The 17,200-nt window shown below is 65.5% G+C and carries 14 protein-coding genes; 8 read left to right on the plus strand and 6 right to left on the minus strand.

Going from position 1 to position 17,200, the window contains the following annotated elements; translation table 11 throughout:
* Positions 1 to 35 precede the first annotated feature (35 nt).
* The 3 genes from BRSPCE3_RS01625 to BRSPCE3_RS01635 all read left to right on the plus strand — a co-directional run bounded on the left by BRSPCE3_RS01625 (position 36) and on the right by BRSPCE3_RS01635 (position 3,337).
* Positions 36 to 329: a hypothetical protein gene (locus BRSPCE3_RS01625; RefSeq protein ID WP_244063799.1), complete on the plus strand. Its 294-nt coding sequence runs from the start codon at positions 36 to 38 to the stop codon at positions 327 to 329.
* A 343-nt stretch (positions 330 to 672) separates the two neighbouring features.
* Complete coding sequence (locus BRSPCE3_RS01630; protein ID WP_244063800.1) at positions 673 to 1,869, plus strand: acetyl-CoA C-acyltransferase; 1,197 nt, start codon at positions 673 to 675, stop codon at positions 1,867 to 1,869.
* Between the two features lie 169 nt (positions 1,870 to 2,038).
* The gene (locus BRSPCE3_RS01635) at positions 2,039 to 3,337 is read left to right on the plus strand and encodes an MFS transporter (protein WP_244063802.1); all 1,299 of its coding nucleotides are present in this window, start codon (positions 2,039 to 2,041) and stop codon (positions 3,335 to 3,337) included.
* Positions 3,338 to 3,339: 2 nt separating this feature from the next.
* Here BRSPCE3_RS01635 and BRSPCE3_RS01640 read toward each other — a convergent pair whose 3' ends face one another.
* The 3 genes from BRSPCE3_RS01640 to BRSPCE3_RS01650 form a co-directional block, all read right to left on the minus strand.
* The gene (locus BRSPCE3_RS01640) at positions 3,340 to 4,683 is read right to left on the minus strand and encodes a carbohydrate porin (protein ID WP_244063804.1); all 1,344 of its coding nucleotides are present in this window, start codon (positions 4,681 to 4,683) and stop codon (positions 3,340 to 3,342) included.
* A gap of 23 nt (positions 4,684 to 4,706) precedes the next feature.
* A complete protein-coding gene (locus tag BRSPCE3_RS01645; RefSeq protein WP_244063806.1) occupies positions 4,707 to 5,726 on the minus strand; it encodes a transporter in 1,020 nt (339 codons plus the stop codon).
* A gap of 130 nt (positions 5,727 to 5,856) precedes the next feature.
* Positions 5,857 to 6,642 carry an acetoacetate decarboxylase gene (locus BRSPCE3_RS01650; protein WP_244063807.1) on the minus strand — a complete coding sequence of 262 codons (786 nt, stop codon included), beginning with the start codon at positions 6,640 to 6,642 and terminating at the stop codon, positions 5,857 to 5,859.
* Between the two features lie 221 nt (positions 6,643 to 6,863).
* Here BRSPCE3_RS01650 and BRSPCE3_RS01655 point away from each other — a divergent pair, with 221 nt between their 5' ends.
* Complete coding sequence (locus tag BRSPCE3_RS01655; RefSeq protein ID WP_244063809.1) at positions 6,864 to 8,030, plus strand: patatin-like phospholipase family protein; 1,167 nt, start codon at positions 6,864 to 6,866, stop codon at positions 8,028 to 8,030.
* A gap of 184 nt (positions 8,031 to 8,214) precedes the next feature.
* On the opposite strand, the gene BRSPCE3_RS01660 is transcribed toward BRSPCE3_RS01655, so the two are convergent.
* Together BRSPCE3_RS01660 and BRSPCE3_RS01665 are read right to left on the minus strand one after the other, a co-directional pair.
* Entirely contained in the window at positions 8,215 to 9,774 is a 1,560-nt protein-coding gene (locus tag BRSPCE3_RS01660; RefSeq protein WP_244063812.1) for an acyl-CoA carboxylase subunit beta, read from the minus strand.
* A complete protein-coding gene (locus tag BRSPCE3_RS01665; RefSeq protein WP_244063814.1) occupies positions 9,704 to 10,678 on the minus strand; it encodes an IclR family transcriptional regulator in 975 nt (324 codons plus the stop codon). The genes BRSPCE3_RS01660 and BRSPCE3_RS01665 overlap by 71 nt, the downstream gene beginning before the upstream one ends.
* 129 nt (positions 10,679 to 10,807) lie before the next feature.
* Between BRSPCE3_RS01665 and BRSPCE3_RS01670 the strand changes: the two genes are divergently transcribed.
* From BRSPCE3_RS01670 to glsA, 4 genes are all read left to right on the plus strand, one after another.
* Entirely contained in the window at positions 10,808 to 11,029 is a 222-nt protein-coding gene (locus BRSPCE3_RS01670; RefSeq protein ID WP_244063816.1) for an acetyl-CoA carboxylase biotin carboxyl carrier protein subunit, read from the plus strand.
* Positions 11,030 to 11,183: 154 nt separating this feature from the next.
* Positions 11,184 to 12,347, plus strand: coding sequence for a TAXI family TRAP transporter solute-binding subunit (locus BRSPCE3_RS01675; RefSeq protein ID WP_244063818.1), 1,164 nt, complete (start codon positions 11,184 to 11,186; stop codon positions 12,345 to 12,347).
* 46 nt (positions 12,348 to 12,393) lie between these two features.
* Positions 12,394 to 14,457: a TRAP transporter permease gene (locus BRSPCE3_RS01680; RefSeq protein WP_244063820.1), complete on the plus strand. Its 2,064-nt coding sequence runs from the start codon at positions 12,394 to 12,396 to the stop codon at positions 14,455 to 14,457.
* Between the two features lie 22 nt (positions 14,458 to 14,479).
* The gene (glsA, locus tag BRSPCE3_RS01685) at positions 14,480 to 16,339 is read left to right on the plus strand and encodes a glutaminase A (RefSeq protein WP_244063822.1); all 1,860 of its coding nucleotides are present in this window, start codon (positions 14,480 to 14,482) and stop codon (positions 16,337 to 16,339) included.
* A 199-nt stretch (positions 16,340 to 16,538) separates the two neighbouring features.
* On the opposite strand, the gene BRSPCE3_RS01690 is transcribed toward glsA, so the two are convergent.
* Positions 16,539 to 17,066 (minus strand): carboxymuconolactone decarboxylase family protein, encoded by a 528-nt coding sequence (locus tag BRSPCE3_RS01690; RefSeq protein ID WP_194454885.1) that lies wholly within the window; start codon positions 17,064 to 17,066, stop codon positions 16,539 to 16,541.
* Positions 17,067 to 17,200: the final 134 nt, after the last annotated feature.

Consider the following 17,200-nt stretch of genomic DNA (forward strand, 5'->3'; position numbering starts at 1 on the left):
CCGGTCGGTGTCAATTGAAGCCGCCGCATGCCGCCATGCGCGACGGCATCGGCGGCGGCGTGCTGCACCGCCCACCCGCCGCGCAGCCGCCGGATCGCCGGTGCCGCGCCGCCTTGCGGGAGATTGTGCTACGATGCCTGTCAGAGACCGCGGAGGACGACATGACAGCCTTCGAAGTTTTCGCGATCTATGTGACGCCCTTTGTGATCATCGGGATCGCCGTCAAGCTCCTGATGAAGCGTTACGCCGTCGACCTGCCCGACGTGCAGAAGCAGGCCGGCGCCGCTCCGAAGCGACGGTTCTTGCTCGGGGCCTGGCGGCAGGACTAGGCCGGCACGCAGGCAGTCTCGAATGCGTCGCCGCGGCGGAGCTGTCATCGCCCGGCTCGACCGGGCGATCCAGTACGCCGCGGCCTCTCGGTTCAAGCACAGGCGCCTCTGGAATACTGGATCACCCGCTTTCGCGGGTGATGACACCGCGTAGTGTGGCAGCTTGAATCGAGAACCATCGTCCCCGCGTGCGCCAGAACGACGGCGGTGACTACGGAACTGTCCCGTCCCTAACTCATGCGAACACGACATTTTGTCATGCCGCGCGGAGTTGCATTTTTTGCATCGCATCATATGATGAGAATAATTCAATCAAATCTCCGGCATTGAAGGGAATCCTGCCATGGCAACCAGCGCCGATCCCGTCGTCATCCTCTCCGCCGCCCGCACCCCGCTCGGACGTTTCATGGGCGAACTTGCGCCGCTCCCGGCCCACAAGCTCGGCTCGCATGTGATCGGCGCGGCGCTGGAGCGCGCAAAGCTCGCGCCCGAGCGCATCGACGAGGTGTTCATGGGCAACGTGCTGCCCGCCGGTCAGGGCCAGGCCCCTGCCCGCCAGGCCGCGCGCGGTGCCAAATTGCCTGATGCCACCGGCGCCACCACCGTCAACAAGGTCTGCGGCTCCGGCATGAAGGCGACCATGCTGGCGCACGACATCATCAAGGCCGGCTCGGCCGAGATCGTGCTGTCCGGCGGCATGGAGAGCATGAGCAACGCGCCCTACCTCTTGCAGAAGGCGCGCGGCGGCTATCGCGCCGGCCACGACCGCATCATCGACCACATGATGATGGACGGGCTCGAGGACGCCTACGAGACCGGCCGCTCGATGGGCGATTTCGGCGAGGCGACCGCGGAGGCCTATCAATTCACCCGCGCCGACCAGGACGCGTTCGCGATGGAGACGCTGAGCCGCGCCCGCAAGGCGGTCGAGAGCGGCGCCTTCAAGGCCGAGATCGCGCCGATCACGCTTGCCGAGAAGGCAGGTCCCCGCATCGTCGCCAATGACGAGCACCCGCTGAAGGTCGATCCGGCAAAAATCCCCGGCCTGAAGCCGGCGTTCCGCGCGGGCGGCACCATCACGCCGGCCGCCTCCTCGGCCAATGCCGACGGCGCCGCCGCGCTGATCCTGGCGCGGCGCTCGCTTGCCGATCGCGACGGGCTGCCTGTTCTGGCCGAGATCAAGGGCCACGCCACCCACAGCCAGGAGCCGCAGTGGTTCACCACCGCGCCGATCCCGGCGATCAGAAAGCTGCTCGACAAGGTCGGCTGGAGCGTCGGCGATGTCGATTTGTTCGAGATCAACGAGGCGTTCGCGGTGGTCGCGATGGCGGCGCAGCGCGATCTCGGCATTCCCAGAGACCGGCTCAACATCAACGGCGGCGCCTGCGCGCTCGGCCATCCGATCGGCGCCACCGGCGCACGGCTGATCGTGACGCTGCTGCATGCGCTGGAGGCGCAGAATCTGAAGCGCGGCGTCGCCGCGCTGTGCATCGGCGGCGGCGAAGCCACCGCGATCGCCGTCGAGCGGGTCACGCACTGAGATGGCACACCGGTCGGCGCAAAGCGCCGCCGGATGACAGGCTCCGCGCGATGACGACGGCTCACGCCCGAGTCCGAAAACGAGGGAACTTTGGCATTTTAGCCATAGCTCCCTCGTGGCATATTGTGCATCACGAATAGAACCCTCATCGTATTTCATCCGGGGCCCTATGATCTCGAACTGGCTTGCTTCCGCCCTCGCCCGTCGCAACATCCATTACGGCTGGGTGATGGTCGCCGTCACCTTCCTGGCCGCGCTGATCTCGGCCGGCACCGTCGGTGCGCCCGGCGTCTTCATCGTGCCGCTGCAGAAGGAGTTCGGCTGGTCCACCGCCGAGATCTCCTCGGCGCTGTCGATCCGCTTCATCCTGTTCGGGCTGATGGCGCCGTTCGCCGCGGCGCTGATGAACCGCTACGGCCTGCGCAACGTGACGCTCGCAGCCCAGCTCATCGTGGTCTCCGGCCTCGTCGCCTCGCTGGCGATGACCAAGGTCTGGCAGCTCGTGCTGCTGTGGGGCGTCGTGATCGGAATCGGCACCGGCATGACCGCGCTGGTACTCGGTGCGACCATCGCCGCACGCTGGTTCGTGGCGCGGCGCGGCCTCGTGATCGGGATGCTCACCGCGAGCGTCGCGACCGGGCAGCTCGCCTTCCTGCCGCTGCTCGCGACCTTGACCGAGCGCTATGGCTGGCGCGTCGCGCTCGGGCTGGTCTGCGTGATGCTCGGCCTCGCCGCCTTCGCCGTGCTGATGCTGATGCGGGACCGGCCGAGCGATCTCGGCCTGCGTCCGTTCGGCGATGAGGGCACAGCGCCGCTGCCGGCGCCGCCGCCGGCCAATGCGCCGATCATGGCGGTCGCGCTCGGCACGCTGCGCGACTCCGCGAAATCGTCGGTGTTCTGGATCCTGTTCGCGACCTTCTTCGTCTGCGGCGCCTCGACCAACGGCCTGGTCCAGGTCCATCTGATTCCGATGTGCCTCGATTACGGCATCCCGCAGGTGCAGGCCGCGAGCCTGCTTGCCGCGATGGGCATCTTCGATTTCTTCGGCACCATCATTTCGGGCTGGCTGTCGGACCGTTACGACAACCGCTATCTGCTGTTCTGGTATTACGGCCTGCGCGGCCTGTCGCTGCTGTATCTGCCTTACTCCGACTTCACGTTCTACGGCCTGTCGGTGTTTGCGATGTTCTACGGGCTCGACTGGATCGCAACCGTACCGCCGACGGTGCGCCTGACCGCGCAGCGCTTCGGCGCCGAGCGCGCCAATCTGGTGTTCGGCTGGATCTTTGCCGGCCATCAGCTCGGCGCCGGCGCCGCGGCGTTCGGTGCCGGCCTGTCGCGCACGATCTATGCGAGCTATCTGCCGGCCTTCTTCATCGCCGGCGCGCTCTGCGTGATGGCCGCCGCGCTGACGCTGGCAATCGCGCGGCCGCAGCCGAGACTGGAGGTCAAGCCGGCCGCGGCCTGAGCTCAATACGACAGGATGGTGCGCATCCCGAACACCACACTGTCCTTGATCCGACGCGTCTGCGTCGGATCGTTGGGATCAACGGCGCCGCCACCGGGATGCGCGATGTATTGAAACATCGGCTGCAGCGTCAGATTGGCGTTGACCACGTGCTGGTAGGTGATCTCGAGGATCGCCTCATAGTCGCGGATCGGATACGGCGTGCCGGTGAAGATCTGGGTGTCACGATCGAGCGCGCGGGCCGCGTCGGAGATCTTGGCATAGATCGCGGCGATGCCGAGCCGGTCGTCCGGGTACTTGTCGCTGAGGCCGGTGAACAGCAGGCCGCCGTCGAGATAGGTGCTGATCAGGTTGCGGTCGGATGGACTGACCGAAGCGCGCATGAAGAATGCGACGCCCTTGTCGGAGTCAGGCGCGACGCGAGCGAGCAGCTGCTCATAGACCATGAAGATGCCGTTGTCGCGCCGCAGCCAGCGCGTGTCGCCGGAGCTGTTGGGATCGGACAGCGACAGCCCATCGGCCCCGAAGCGCTGATCCGCGAACGAGCCCATGTGATACCAGGCGCCGCCGGTGATGGTCGCCGGCAATTTGCTCTCGCCGATCTCGAACTTGTATTTGAGCTGGCCGATCCACCACGGTGGATCGTTGACGCGGAAATTGAGCCCGTGGGAGTTCAGGACCTGCGGGTCGTCCGTCCCTTGCGGCGGCGAGGCCGAGCCATCGAACAGCGCCAGATAGGCGGTGATGCGGTCGGACAGATTGGCCTTGATCCGGATGCCGGGCACCGCCAGCGGCGGCGACGGTCCGCCGGCCGGCAGAATGGTGCCGACGATGCCGGGCCAGCCCAACGCCGAATTGATGAAGATGTCGTCGTACTGGCTGTCGATGAACTCGACGTCCGAGCCCTGCTGGCCGACCCGCACCGAGAGCTTGCCGTCGAGCAGCTTCTGCTCGATCCAGAACTCGTACAGCCGTGTCGCCGGCAGCGACTCGACGCCCGACACCAGGAACAGATTGCCGACATAGCTGCGCGACAGGCCGTCGCCGTGAATCTGGTACATGTTGGCGTGGAAGGTCGCGCCGGTCCAGCCCGTCACCTTCTCGAGGTCGATGGTGGTGCCGAGATCGAGACGGCCGGTATAGGCCGCGCCGTTGCTCACGCCGCCGGAGACGTTGGCAAAGCCCTCGCCGATATAGGTCAGGCTGAACTGGTAGCCGGCTTCCTCCAGCGCCGCGCGGGTGTCGGCGATCCGGTCGGCGACCGGCTTGTCCTCGGCACGCGCCGCCGGCGCGCCGAGCGCGAGGGCCGCGGCCAGCAGTGTCGCGCGGGAAAAAGCTCTGCCCATGGGAACGCCGCGGTGCGATCGCGCTATTTGACGATGCCGAGCCGCCGCATCAGCAGATAGGCCAGCACCGCCGATCCGATCAGCAGGCCCGCCGCGACCAGGAACCCGCTGTCAGTGTCAGTCAGCGGCAGTCCCTTGGTGTTCATGCCGAAGATGCCGGTGACGAGCGTCGGCGGTAGCAGCATCATGGTGACGACGGAGAGCGCGTGCAGATGCTTGTTGCTCTCCTCCTCGAGCTTGAAGCGCAGTTCCTCCTCAAGCAGGCGACTGCGCTCGTGCAGTTCGACGATATCGTGGTCGAGGCCGTCGAGCCGCTGCGCCAGTTTACCGGCTTGCAGCCGCAGTGCCGGGTTAAGTTCGTCGGTGTTCTTCTGCTCGAGCCGATGGAACAGCACGCGCAGGCCCGCGAGCTGGCGATGCAAGCGTACGCAGGTGCGACGCATCCGGCTGAGATTCTTGCGCAGCTCAGGTCCGGTGTCTTCGGCGAGCACCCGCTCCTCGATCGCATCGATATCGGAGCCGATCTTGTCCGCCATGCGGTCCATGGTGTCGGCAATCTCGTCGACGATCTTTTCCAGCAGCGCGGCGACACTGCCGACCCGATGGCCGCCTTCGAGCACGCGGCGGGTCGCATCGGCCGAGCAGAGCGCCTGGTGGCGGCCGCTGACCAGCAGGCGTTCGGTCATCGCAAAGCGGAGAAAGCCAGTCTCGCGGGTCGCCGCCTCGACATCCCGCACCAGATCGGAGAACACGCCGTAGACGCAATTGTCGACCACGTGGATCTGCTGGAAGTTGTCGTTCGAGAGCAAGAGGTCCCGCGCGAGCTGCGCGATGTGCATGTTGGCGAGCCATGTCCGGGTGCGGACGTCGGTCAGGTTGAAGTGCAGCCACAGCCGTCCGTCATGGCTCGGCTCGATCGGCGCATCGATCGGGAGCGCCTCGGCGCGGCCGTCATGGTGCAGGCGAAACGCCCAGACCAGGCCGGGAACCGCCTCGCGGGTCAGCAGCGACCCAACCGGAGCGGGAGGCGGATCAGCCAGCATCGCCGGCCTCCAAAGCAACCGCGTGAAATGACATGCCCAAACCCTCGCCCACGCGCAAAACCGAGCAAGCGCGTCCTTCGTCACAACATTGGAGGACGCGCCCGTTACAGTTTTATGTCAGCGCCAAGCCCTACTCCGCGGCCAGGCCGGTCGGTGCGTCGGCTTCGGCCGCTTCCTTGTTGTAGTCATGCACGACGCGGCCGAACGGCAGGGTCAGGTCGGCGATGTAGTGATGCGCGCCGACGACGCGCTTGACCGGGAAGTCCGCGACCGGCGCGTTGACGTGCGGCACCAGGTGCAACCGGCCGGGCCCGATCCAGGAGCCCTTGACGTTGATGTCGGTCAGATTGATCGCGACCAGCTGGCAGATCTCGAGATGGCCGTCGACGCCGGGGATCATCTTCAAATTGATCTGGGTCTTCGACAGCGTGGCGCGGGTGACGTCGCCGTTGCCCGCCATGCTCTCGTGCTTGTAGCCCATCGTGCCCATCGCAACGAGTTGGCCGGCATATTCCAGCGTACCGGTCAGCGTGTCCTTGACGATCTCGAGCTTGGGATGGGCGTACTTCTTCGGGAAGCCCCAGATCTCGCGGCCGGCCGCGATCGGCGGATCATCGTCGAGATACATCTGGCAGACGAAGTTGACCTCCTCACCGTGCAGCCGCGCCGGGATCACGAGACCGGATTCGGTGTAGCTGCCGAAGCCCGAGCTGTCGGGCATCTTGATCCATTCGTAGTGAACGATCGCCTGCTCGATCGGCTCCAGCGGCTCAGGCAGGCCGGCGCGGATCAGCTCCGGATCGGTCTCATAGGTGATGACGAGGAATTCGCGATCGATGAAGCGGTACGGGCCGGCGGGATAGCTCGGACCGGCGGCCGGCATGGACGGAAGCTTGAGCAGATCTTCCCTGCGCATCGCAATAACCCCCTGTTTGAAAAGTTTGCGCGGAAGCTACCGGCCAAAATTGACAGCGAGATGAGGAATTTCCTTCAGCCGCGTGAACCGCGTTTCACTGGTGAGGCCAATGCTAACCATGCAGGCAGCCATGCCGGATGCACCGCGCGCGGGCGGCGCAATTGTCATCACGGCGTCATCGGCGCCCTGAATTCTCGCCGCGAATTTCTGGAGTGTCTGATATGGACGCGCGTACCCCTCATTATTCCGACGATATCGATCACGCGACGCCCGGCTGGCGTCCCGAAGGATGCGATCGCGTGGCCCTGGTCCTGCAGGGCGGCGGCGCGCTCGGCGCCTATCAGGCCGGCGTCTATCAGGCGCTGCATGAATCCAATATCGAACCCGACTGGGTCTGCGGCGTCTCGATCGGCGCGATCAACTCGGCGATCATCGCCGGCAATCCGCCTTCGAAGCGGCTGGAGCGGCTGCATACGTTCTGGGATCGCATCACCAGCCGCAAGATCTGGCACTACACGCCGGACGGCGACATCTTCCGCAAGGCGCGCAATCTCACCAGTTCATGGCTGACGACGACGCTGGGGCAGCCCGGCTTCTTCACACCGCACCAGACCAATCCGTGGCTCAGCCCGGCCGGCGCGCGCACCGCCACCAGCTATTACGACACCACGCCGCTGCGCGACTCGCTGCTCGAGCTGGTCGATTTCGATCGCATCAATTCCAAGAAGATGCGCTTTGCGGTCGGCGCGGTGAACGTGCTGTCCGGCAACTTCATCTATTTCGACAATGCCCATGACGAGATCATCCCCGAGCACATCATGGCGAGCGGCGCGTTGCCGCCGGCGCTGCCGATGGTGAAGGTCGGCACCGACCATTTCTGGGACGGCGGCATCGTGTCAAATACGCCGCTGCAGCATTTGCTCGACCAGGAGGACAACGCCAACTCGCTGGTGTTCCAGGTCGACCTGTTCTCGGCGCGCGGCGTGCTGCCGCGCGATATCCAGGACGTGATGGCCCGCCACAAGGACATCATGTATTCGTCGCGCACCCGCTACAACACCGACGTCTACCGCAAGACCTACAATCTGCGCACCGCCCTGCACAACGCGCTGGGGAAAATCCCAGACGACCAGCTGTCGGACGAGGAGCGCCAGCTCAAGAAGGCGAACAGCCGGCTGCCCGGGATCACGCTGCTGCAGCTGATCTATCAGCAGAAGGCCTATGAGGGCGACGCCAAGGACCACGAATTCTCCGGCACCTCGATGCGCGAGCACTGGGCCAGCGGACACGAGGACACCAAGCGCTCGCTGAAGCGGCGCGAATGGATCAAGATGCCCGAAAGCGGCATGGGCATCGTGATCCACGACGTGCATCGCGAAGCGGAGTAGAAAGCCTCGCCCGTTCCGCCGTCATTGCGAGCCACCCGGTCGGCGCGAAGCGCCGCCGGATGACAGGCTCCGCGAAGCAATCCATGCTGCCGCCTGCGGAGACGTCGATTGCTTCGTCGCTTCAGCGCAAAGTTGCTTTGCAACTTTGTCGCGGGCTCCTCGCAATGACGATTGAGGAATCGGTTTACGGCCGCGTCGACATGTTGCTCGGCGGGCCGGCCTTGCGGATCGGCTCTGCCAGACGTGCGAACTCGCAGAGCAGCGCGCGCGTCTTGCGCGGGTCGATCACTTCCTCGACCCAGAACTTCTCGGCCGAGCGGAACGGCGAGCGCAGCTTGTTGAGGCGGTCCTCGATCTCGCGCAGCTTGGCGGCGGGATCACTCGCCGCATCGATCTCGGCGCGATAGGCCGCCTCGATGCCGCCCTCGAGCGGCAGCGAGCCCCAATAGGCCGACGGCCAGGCATAGCGCATCGAAAAGCGGTTGGCCGGCTGATGTACCACACCGGCGACACCGAAGGCGTTGCGGATGATGATGGTGCACCACGGCACTGTGCTCTGGTTGACCGCCGCCATCGCCCGCACGCCGTGACGGATGGTCGCCGACTTCTCCGCCTCGAGCCCGATCATGAAGCCGGGGCAATCCATCAGGTAGACCACCGGCAGATGGAAGGTCTCGGCGAAGTCGACCCAGCGCACCACCTTGGCGCAGGCATCCGCGGTCCACGAGCCGCCATAGTGGAAGGGATCGCTGGCCAGCAGCAGCACCGCCCTGCCCTCGATCCGCGCCAGGCCGGTGATCACCGGCCGGCCGAAATTGCTGGCGACCTCGAAGAACGAGCCCTTGTCGACCACGGCCTCGATGATCGGCCGCATCTTGTAGACCTGCTTGCGATTGCGCGGCACGGCCTTCAGCAGCGACTCCTCGGCACGTTCCGGATCGTCGGTGCAGGGAATGGTCGGCGGCAGATCGTAGACCGACGCCGGCAGGTAGGACAGGAAGCGCCGCGCGTAGTCGAACGCCTCCTCTTCGGTCTCGACCGCCTGATCGATCGCGCCGGCACGAGTCTGGATGTCGGCGCCGCCGAGCTCCTGCTTGGTCAGATCCTGACCGAGCCGCTTCACCACCGGCGGGCCGGCGACGAACATCGCGGAGCTCTTGGTCATGACCGAGTAATGCGTGGCCGCCAGCCGCGCGGCGCCAAGGCCCGCGACCGAGCCGAGCCCGAGGCCGACCACCGGCACGCGCGCCAGATTGGCGGTCGTGTACCAGTACCAGCGCGTGCCGCCGACACCACCTGGCAGATTGGCCGCGCCCCTGGTCTCGATCGTCTTCACCGAGCCGCCGCCGCCGGAGCCTTCGATCACGCGAACGATCGGCAGCCGGAAGTCATGCGCCATCTCCTCCGCCATCAACGGCTTGGCGGAAATCGATGCATCGGCCGAGCCGCCGCGCACGGTGAAATCGTCGCCGACCACCACCACGGTGCGGCCGTCGACCCTGGCGCGGCCGAACACGCAGTTCGCCGGCGTCAGATGCTTGAGTTCGTTGCTCTCGTCGTATTCTGCGATGCCGGAGATGGCACCGACCTCGTGGAAACTGTTCTGGTCGACGAGCTTGTCGATGCGCTCACGAACCGTGAGCCGGCCCTGGTCGCGTTGCCGCTTGACCTTGTCAACGCCTCCCATCTCCCGCGCGAACGCTTCGCGCCGGGCGAGGTCGTCGAGTTCCGGCTTCCAGTTCATTCACTGCTCCCGTCTTGATGATTTTGTTGTTGTTATGGGTGGTCACCGGCAGCGACTTGCGCTCGATCCGATTGCTGAAGATGTCGCCGTCGGCGCCTTCGAGCAGGCTGCCGAGCGCGGCGGCGAGTTCGACCATCTGCGGCGCGACCTCGCGGTGCAGCCGCTGCTCGTCATACATCGCCGAGAGCAGGCCGATCGTGGTGACCACATAGGTTTGATATTGCGGCGACCACAGCGGCACCGCGACCCCGTTGATGTGCGGGCTCCACAGGCCGCAGGCGACGACATAGCCGTGCTCCTGCAAATGCCGGCGGTTGGCGTCGATACGCGGCGTCAGCATCTTGGCGCCCTCGGGCAACTCGCCTTCCATCTCCGCGATCAACGCGTCGCCGACCGCGGGATCGAGCGCGGCGGTGTAGGCGTGGCCGGCGGCGGTGGTCGCCATCGAGATGCGGCTGCCGGTGGCTTCGTGCAGGCCGAGCGCGTTCGCCGCGCGGGCGAACTCCAGATAGACCAGATGAAAGCGGTCGGGGATCACGAAGCCCACCGTGCCGGGCAACTGATCGGCGACATCCTGCAGTCGCAGCCGGATCAGGTTGCGCAGCTGCAGCCCCTTCATCATCGAGGTGCTCATCGCGACCGCGCTCGGGCCGATCCGATATTTCTGATCGCGCGGCAGATAGACCAGCTGTCCCATCCGCGTCAGCGTGTGCGTCAAGCGCGACACCGTCGAACGCGGCAGGCCGCAGCGGTTCGAGATTTCGAGATTGCCGAGCCGCGCCTCGTGTCCCTCGAAGCACCGCAACACATCGAAGGCGCGCGACACAACCTGGATCACATCGCCATCGCCTGTCTCGCTGGCGAGCATTCCCTGCCTGCTAAGCCGTTCCGAGCGCCGTCCCATTTGTCTGGCTCCATTCCGTCCTGCGGAATAAAATTCCACTTGCAGAAGAAGCTACCTCAGGCAATCTGCCGCCACAACAAAAAGCCGTTCGCCGGACGAAATTTCCGCAAGACGGTATCGGAGAGTGGAATGCCAGAGATCAAGGTTGTGACCGAAGTTGCCGGGCGCGTTTGCGCGCTTCCCGTTGAAGCCGGCAGCAGCATCGGCGACGGCGACGAGATCGCGTTCGTCGAGGCGATGAAGATGGAGATCCCGGTCACATCGACGGCAGCAGGCAAAATCAAGTCGATTCTGGTCAGAATGGACGATGTCATCGCTGAAGGCCAGGCCGTCGCGATCGTCGAGACCTGACGGCCGCCGCTCAAATCTCACCCGCGACAATCTGTCCGGTGATGCACGGGCATAAATCGCCGGCTTGCGCACGTGGTGGCGTTGCCATCGCAAGTTCGTGATGCAATCATTTCTCTCAAGAAAAGTTTCGCACAACGAAACAATGGGAGGAATTATGCTTCTTCGGCTGATGGCGCTCGCGCCTGCCGCTCTTGCCGGCTTTTCCATCGTCGCTGCCCGGCCCGCCTCGGCCGAGGACATCAAGCTGCCGCCGACCATGGCGGTGACCGCCTACGACACCGGCACTGCCGGCTTCAACATCGCGGTCGGCGTCGGCAAGATGATGAAGGACAAATACGGCACCGACGTCCGCGTGCTGCCGGCCGGCAATGACGTCGCGCGGCTCGCGCCGCTGCGCGCCAAGCGCGCGATCTCCTCGGCGATGGGATCGGGCACCTATTTCGCGCAGGAAGGCGTGTTCGAGTTCGGCGCCAAGGAATGGGGACCGCAGCAGCTGCAACTGCTGCTGTCGTCGGTCGACTGCAATTGCGGCGCGCTCGGCGTCGCCGCGGATGCCGGGGTCAAGGACATCAAGGATCTGCGCGGCAAGCGCGTCGGCTTCGTGGTCGGCTCGCCGGCGCTGAACCAGAACTCGCTCGCGATGCTCGCCTTCGGCGGCCTCACCCAGAAGGACGTCAAGATCGTCGAGTTCGCGAGCTACGGCGCGATGTGGAAGGGCCTGGTCAACAACGACACCGACGCCGCCTTCGGCACCACGATCACCGGCCCCGCCAAGGAAGCCGAGACCTCGCCGCGCGGATTGATGTGGCCGCCGCTGCCCGCCGACGACAAGGAAGGCTGGGCGCGGGTGAAGAAGGTCGGCTCGTTCTTCTTCCCGCAAACCGCGACCTGCGGCGCCGGCATCTCGCCGGACAAGCCGATCCAGCTCGGCAATTACCCGTACCCGATCTTCGTCGCCTATGCGGCGCAGCCGGCCGACCAGATCTATCCGATCACCAAGGCGATGATCGTCAACTACGACGCCTACAAGGATTCGGCGCCCGGTGCCGCCGGTCTCGCCGCCGACCGGCAGACCAAGAACTGGGTCGTCCCCGTGCATCCCGGCGCGGTGAAGGCGCTCAAGGAGGCCGGCCACTGGAGCGATGCGCAGGAAACGCACAACAATGCGCTTTACAAGCGCCAGGAGGTGCTCGCCGCCGCCTGGACGGACTATGGCAAGTCCAGCCCGCCCTCGGACGAGAAAGCCTTCCTCGACGGCTGGATGAAGGCGCGCGCCGCAGCGCTCGCCAAGGCCGACATGCCCAACGGCTTCGAGTGAAACCTGCCGAGACTGCGGCCAGAACCGACAAGACTGGGGATGCGTGATGGCGGACAATGTCGCGGCTGCGCCTGCGAAACGAATTGAGTTTGAAGATCCGCATGCCGGTCTCGACAACCTGCAGGAGGCCGAGGTCACGCGCGTGCGCACTCTGGGCGGACCGTGGCGCTGGGCGCTGGTGGTGGCGACCGCCGCCACCATCCTGCTCTGCATCAACCAGCAATTCTCGCTGCGCTTCTTCATCGACTACACCCAGCTCAACACCGAATATTTCTATCTCCTGATCGCGCTGATGCTGCCGTTCACGTTCCTGATCTTCCCGGGATCGGAGCGCGCGCCGCTCAACCGCATCCCGTGGTATGACCTCGCCCTCGCCGTCGCGACCTTCGCCGCCTCGATCTGGCTGATGCTCAACGTGCGCAAGGCCGCGCAATATGGCTGGGAGTCCGACGGCGCGCCGCAGAACGTCATCATCGCCGGGCTCGTGATGTGGGCGATGCTGATGGAGGCGCTGCGCCGGACCGGCGGCTGGAGCCTGCTGCTCAGCGTCTTCCCCTTCACGGTCTATCCGCTGTTCGCGGAGGCAGGCTGGCTCGGCCCGTTCCGCGGCTCGCAGCTCACGCTGGACCAGGCCACGGCGTATCACGTGCTCTCCGGTGAAAGCCTGCTCGGCATTCCGATCCAGGCCTTCGCCGATACCGTGATCGGCTTCCTGGTGTTCGGCACCGCGCTGATGATGACCGGCGCCGGAAAATTCTTCATCAACCTCGCCTTCGCGCTGTGCGGCACGTTCCGCGGCGGCGCCGCCAAGGTCTGCATCTTCGCCTCCGGCCTGCTCGGCATGATGTCGGGCTCGATCGTCTCCAACGTGCTGACCGCCGGCACCATGACGATCCCGGTCATGAAGAAGAGCGGCTTCCGCGCCTCCTATGCCGGCGCGATCGAGGCCTGCGCCTCGACCGGCGCGGTGCTGGCGCCACCGGTGATGGGCGCAACCGCGTTCGTGATCGCCCAGTTCCTCAATGTCAGCTATGCCGAGGTCGCGGTCGCCGCGATCATCCCGGCCGCGCTCTATTACGTCGGCCTGTTCATGCAGGTCGATTCCTACGCCGCCCGTCACGGGCTGAAGGGCATTCCGCGCGCCGAGCTGCCGCGGGTGATGGATACGATCAGGGACGGCTGGTACTACGTCTTCGTGATCGCGCTGTTGGTCGTGATGCTGCTGTACTTCAAGCGCGAGAGCCACGCACCGTTCTACGCAACCGCGCTGCTGCTGGTGCTCAACCAGATGTTCTCCAAAGACAGCCGCTGGACGCTCGGGACCATCGCCAAATTCCTCGAGGTCAACGGTCGCACCTTCGTCGAGCTGGTCGGCATTCTCGCCGGCTGCGGTCTCCTGATCGGCGCATTCTCGATGACCGGCGTGGTCTCGAGCCTCGCCAACGATCTCCTGACGCTCGCCGGCGACAACGCCTTCCTGCTGCTCCTGATGTGCGCCTTCACCAGCCTGATCCTCGGCCTCGGGTTGACCACGACCGCCTGCTACATCTTCCTTGCCATCCTCGTTGCGCCCGCGCTGGAGAAGCTCGGGTTGAACCGGATGGCCGTGCATATGTTCATCTTCTACTGGGGCATGCTGTCCTCGATCACGCCGCCGGTCGCGATCGCCTCGTTCGCCGCGGCCGGCATCGCCGGCTCGCCGGCGATGAAGACCGGATGGGAATCGATGTGGGTCGGCAGCATCATCTATTTCATCCCGTTCTTCTTCGTATTGAACCCGGCGCTGGTGCTGCAGGGAGATAGCCCCTATTTCGCCGGCCTCGGCCTGATGGCGCTCGCGGCGTGCGGCACGCTGTTCATCTGCGGCGGCATCCAGGGCTATCAGGCCTTCGTCGGCGACCTCCGCGGCGCAGGTGCGCTGGAATGGCCGCTGCGGGTGCTGCTGGTGATCGGCGGCTTCGTGCTCGCGACGCCGGGCGGCGGCATCAACCCGCTGTCGCAATTGCAGGTGACGCTGCTGGGGCTTGCGATCCTGGCCCCGACCATCCTGACCGCGCTGATGCTGGTCCGCCGCCAGGCGCTGGTTCCGAACCAGTTGCGCGCGCCCTGATTGCGTTGCACAACAGGAGGCGATGAAACGATCGCCTCCTCCCGTCACCGCCACCACCACGGCCTGGTCCAGCTCGAAACCGCCGCTGCTGCGGTTTCTGCACACGTGTTACGCAGACTTCCTCCCGGAAGCCGGCGGAGCGGTGGCCGATTACATCCCCGAGCTCGGCAAGGCCGACCCTGCCCATTTCGGCATCAGCCTGGCGACGCTCGACGGCCACGTCTACGAGGTCGGCGACACCAGGGCGCCCTTCACCATCCAGTCGATGTCAAAGCCGTTCGTGTTCGCGCTGGCGCTGGACACGCTGGGCGCCGAGCGGGTGGAGAGCGTGATCGGCGTCGAGCCGTCCGGCGACCCCTTCAATTCGATCCGGCTCAACGCCGACAACCACCCGTTCAACGCGATGGTCAATGCCGGCGCGATCGCCTGCTCCGGCCTGCTGCATGCCGACAAGGGCGACAGCGCGTTCGACTATATCCGCCATGCGCTCGGCCGCTTCGCCGGCCGCGAGCTCGATGTCGACGAGGCGGTCTACGCCTCCGAGAGCGCCACCGGCGACCGCAACCGGGCGATCGGTTACCTGCTGCGCACCAACAGCGTGATCACCGAGAACGTGCCTGCGGTGCTCGACGTCTATTTCCGGCAATGCGCCATCCTGGTCACCGCGCGCGACACCGCGGTCATGGCCGCGACGCTGGCCAACCGCGGCATCAATCCCGTGACCGGCGAGCAGGTGGTGACGCCCTACGCGATCGCCCGCACGCTGTCGGTGATGACCTCGTCGGGGATGTACGATTACGCCGGCGAATGGATCTACCGCGTCGGCATTCCCGCCAAGAGCGGCGTCGGCGGCGGCATCCTGGCGGCGCTGCCGGCACGGCTCGGGCTCGGCAGCTACTCGCCGAAGCTCGACAAGCACGGCAACAGCGTGCGCGGCATCAAGGTCTGCGAGGCGCTGTCGGCGCATTACGACCTGCACATGCTGAACCGCAGCGACGACGCCCGCCACAGCATCATCGCCGACTACAATATCGGCAAGAACCCGTCGCGGCGGGTGCGCCGGCCGCAGGAGCAGGAGATCCTGGCCAAGCACTTCCAGGAGGTGCGCGTGATCGAGCTGGTCGGCACGCTGTCGCTCTCCAATGTCGACTACGTCTCGCGCCGCCTCGCCGGCAGCCCGCGGCCGGAATTCGTGATCTTCGACCTGCGCCGCGTCACTGCGACGACCCGTGCCGGCGCGCGATTGGTGTCGGAGGCGTTCCAGGAACTGGCCGAGCTCGGCGTCACCGTGATCCTGTCCGGCATCAAGCGGACCTCGCGCGAATGGACCACGATCAGCGAGTGGACCAACCGGCTCGGCAATATCAGGGACTTCTATCTACTCGACACCGCGATCGAATGGGCCGAGGACCAGATCGTCTACCGCTACGGCGGCTCGATCGACTTCCTCGAGACCACGGAGCTGTCCGAGCAGCCGCTGCTCACCGGACTGAGCGAGCAAGAGATCGCCGAGCTCACCGCGCTCTGTACTGTCAGGACCTACCAGCCGAACGAGAAGATCATCGCCGCCGGCAGCGCGGCGGCCTCGCTGTTCTTCCTGCGCAGCGGCGTGGTCCACGTCACCCTGCCCGACGGCATCCGGCTCGCGACCCTGACTGCCGGCATGGCATTCGGCGAGATGGCGCTGCTGGAGCCCAACCGCTCGGCGGACGTGCTCGCCGACATGTCGGCCGCCGCCTATGAGGTGACGATCGCCGACTTCGAGCGCTTCCGCGAGCAGCACCCGCGCGCCGGCGAGCGGATCATGCGCAACCTGGCGCAGATCCTCGCCGACCGCCTGATCGTGGCAAATGCCAAGGTGGATCTGCTGACGTCGGGCTAGCCATGGCCGGCCGTCGCAGGGCGCCCGGCCAAAATATCGAAAACAACCCCATGCACAGTAGCCGGCGGTGGCCAGCGTGCGATATGGCCACTTGACACGCCGGGCAACTCAGGGGTATTTTTCCATTATTCCGAAATTGTGCGAGCGCCCCTTGACCCCGCCCTCACGGGGCGAGGCAAGGAGCCGCGCGGCTCGACGTCTAGCTCACCACTTCCGTCACCGGCTGCATGTCGATCTCGAACGTCTCGAGAAACTTCGACGTCATGATGTAGAAGCCGACCGAAAGCTGCAGCTCGATCAGCGCGGCCGGTGTCAGCAGCGCCGCGATCGCCTTGAAGGTCGCATCCGTCGGCTTCTTCAGCTTGACGATCTCGTCGGTGAAGGTCAGCGCCGCACGCTGCACCTCGTTGAAGCAGGCAGCTTGCTGCCAGTTCTCCAGCGCGGCGTTCTGCTCGTCGGTGACGCCGACATTCTTGCCGATGCGCTTGTGCGCGACGATTTCGTACGGCGCCTCGCAGAGAATGCCGGTGCGCGTGATCGCAAGCTCGCGCACGATGGGATCGAGCTCGCCCTTGTGACGGATCGCGCCGCCGAGCCGGCAATATTGTTCGAAGTAGCTCGGCGAATGCGCCATCATGCGGAAGATGTTGGCGTTGCGGTTCTTGTCGAGGATCTCGCGGGTGCGCGGGCTTGCCTTCGCGGGATCGGAGTAGTCGATGCGGGCCATTTCCTAACCTTGATCTTGCTGTCGTTTCTCTCGGTTCCGAAACAGTATCCGCCTGCTGTCGCAGGAGCAACACGCGCGAGTCAAATTGCCGCCGCATTCCCAGACAACCCTGACACAGTCGATATTCGCTGAGT

It is taken from the genome of Bradyrhizobium sp. Ce-3, assembly GCF_022835695.1.
Taxonomy (GTDB): Bacteria; Pseudomonadota; Alphaproteobacteria; order Rhizobiales; family Xanthobacteraceae; genus Bradyrhizobium.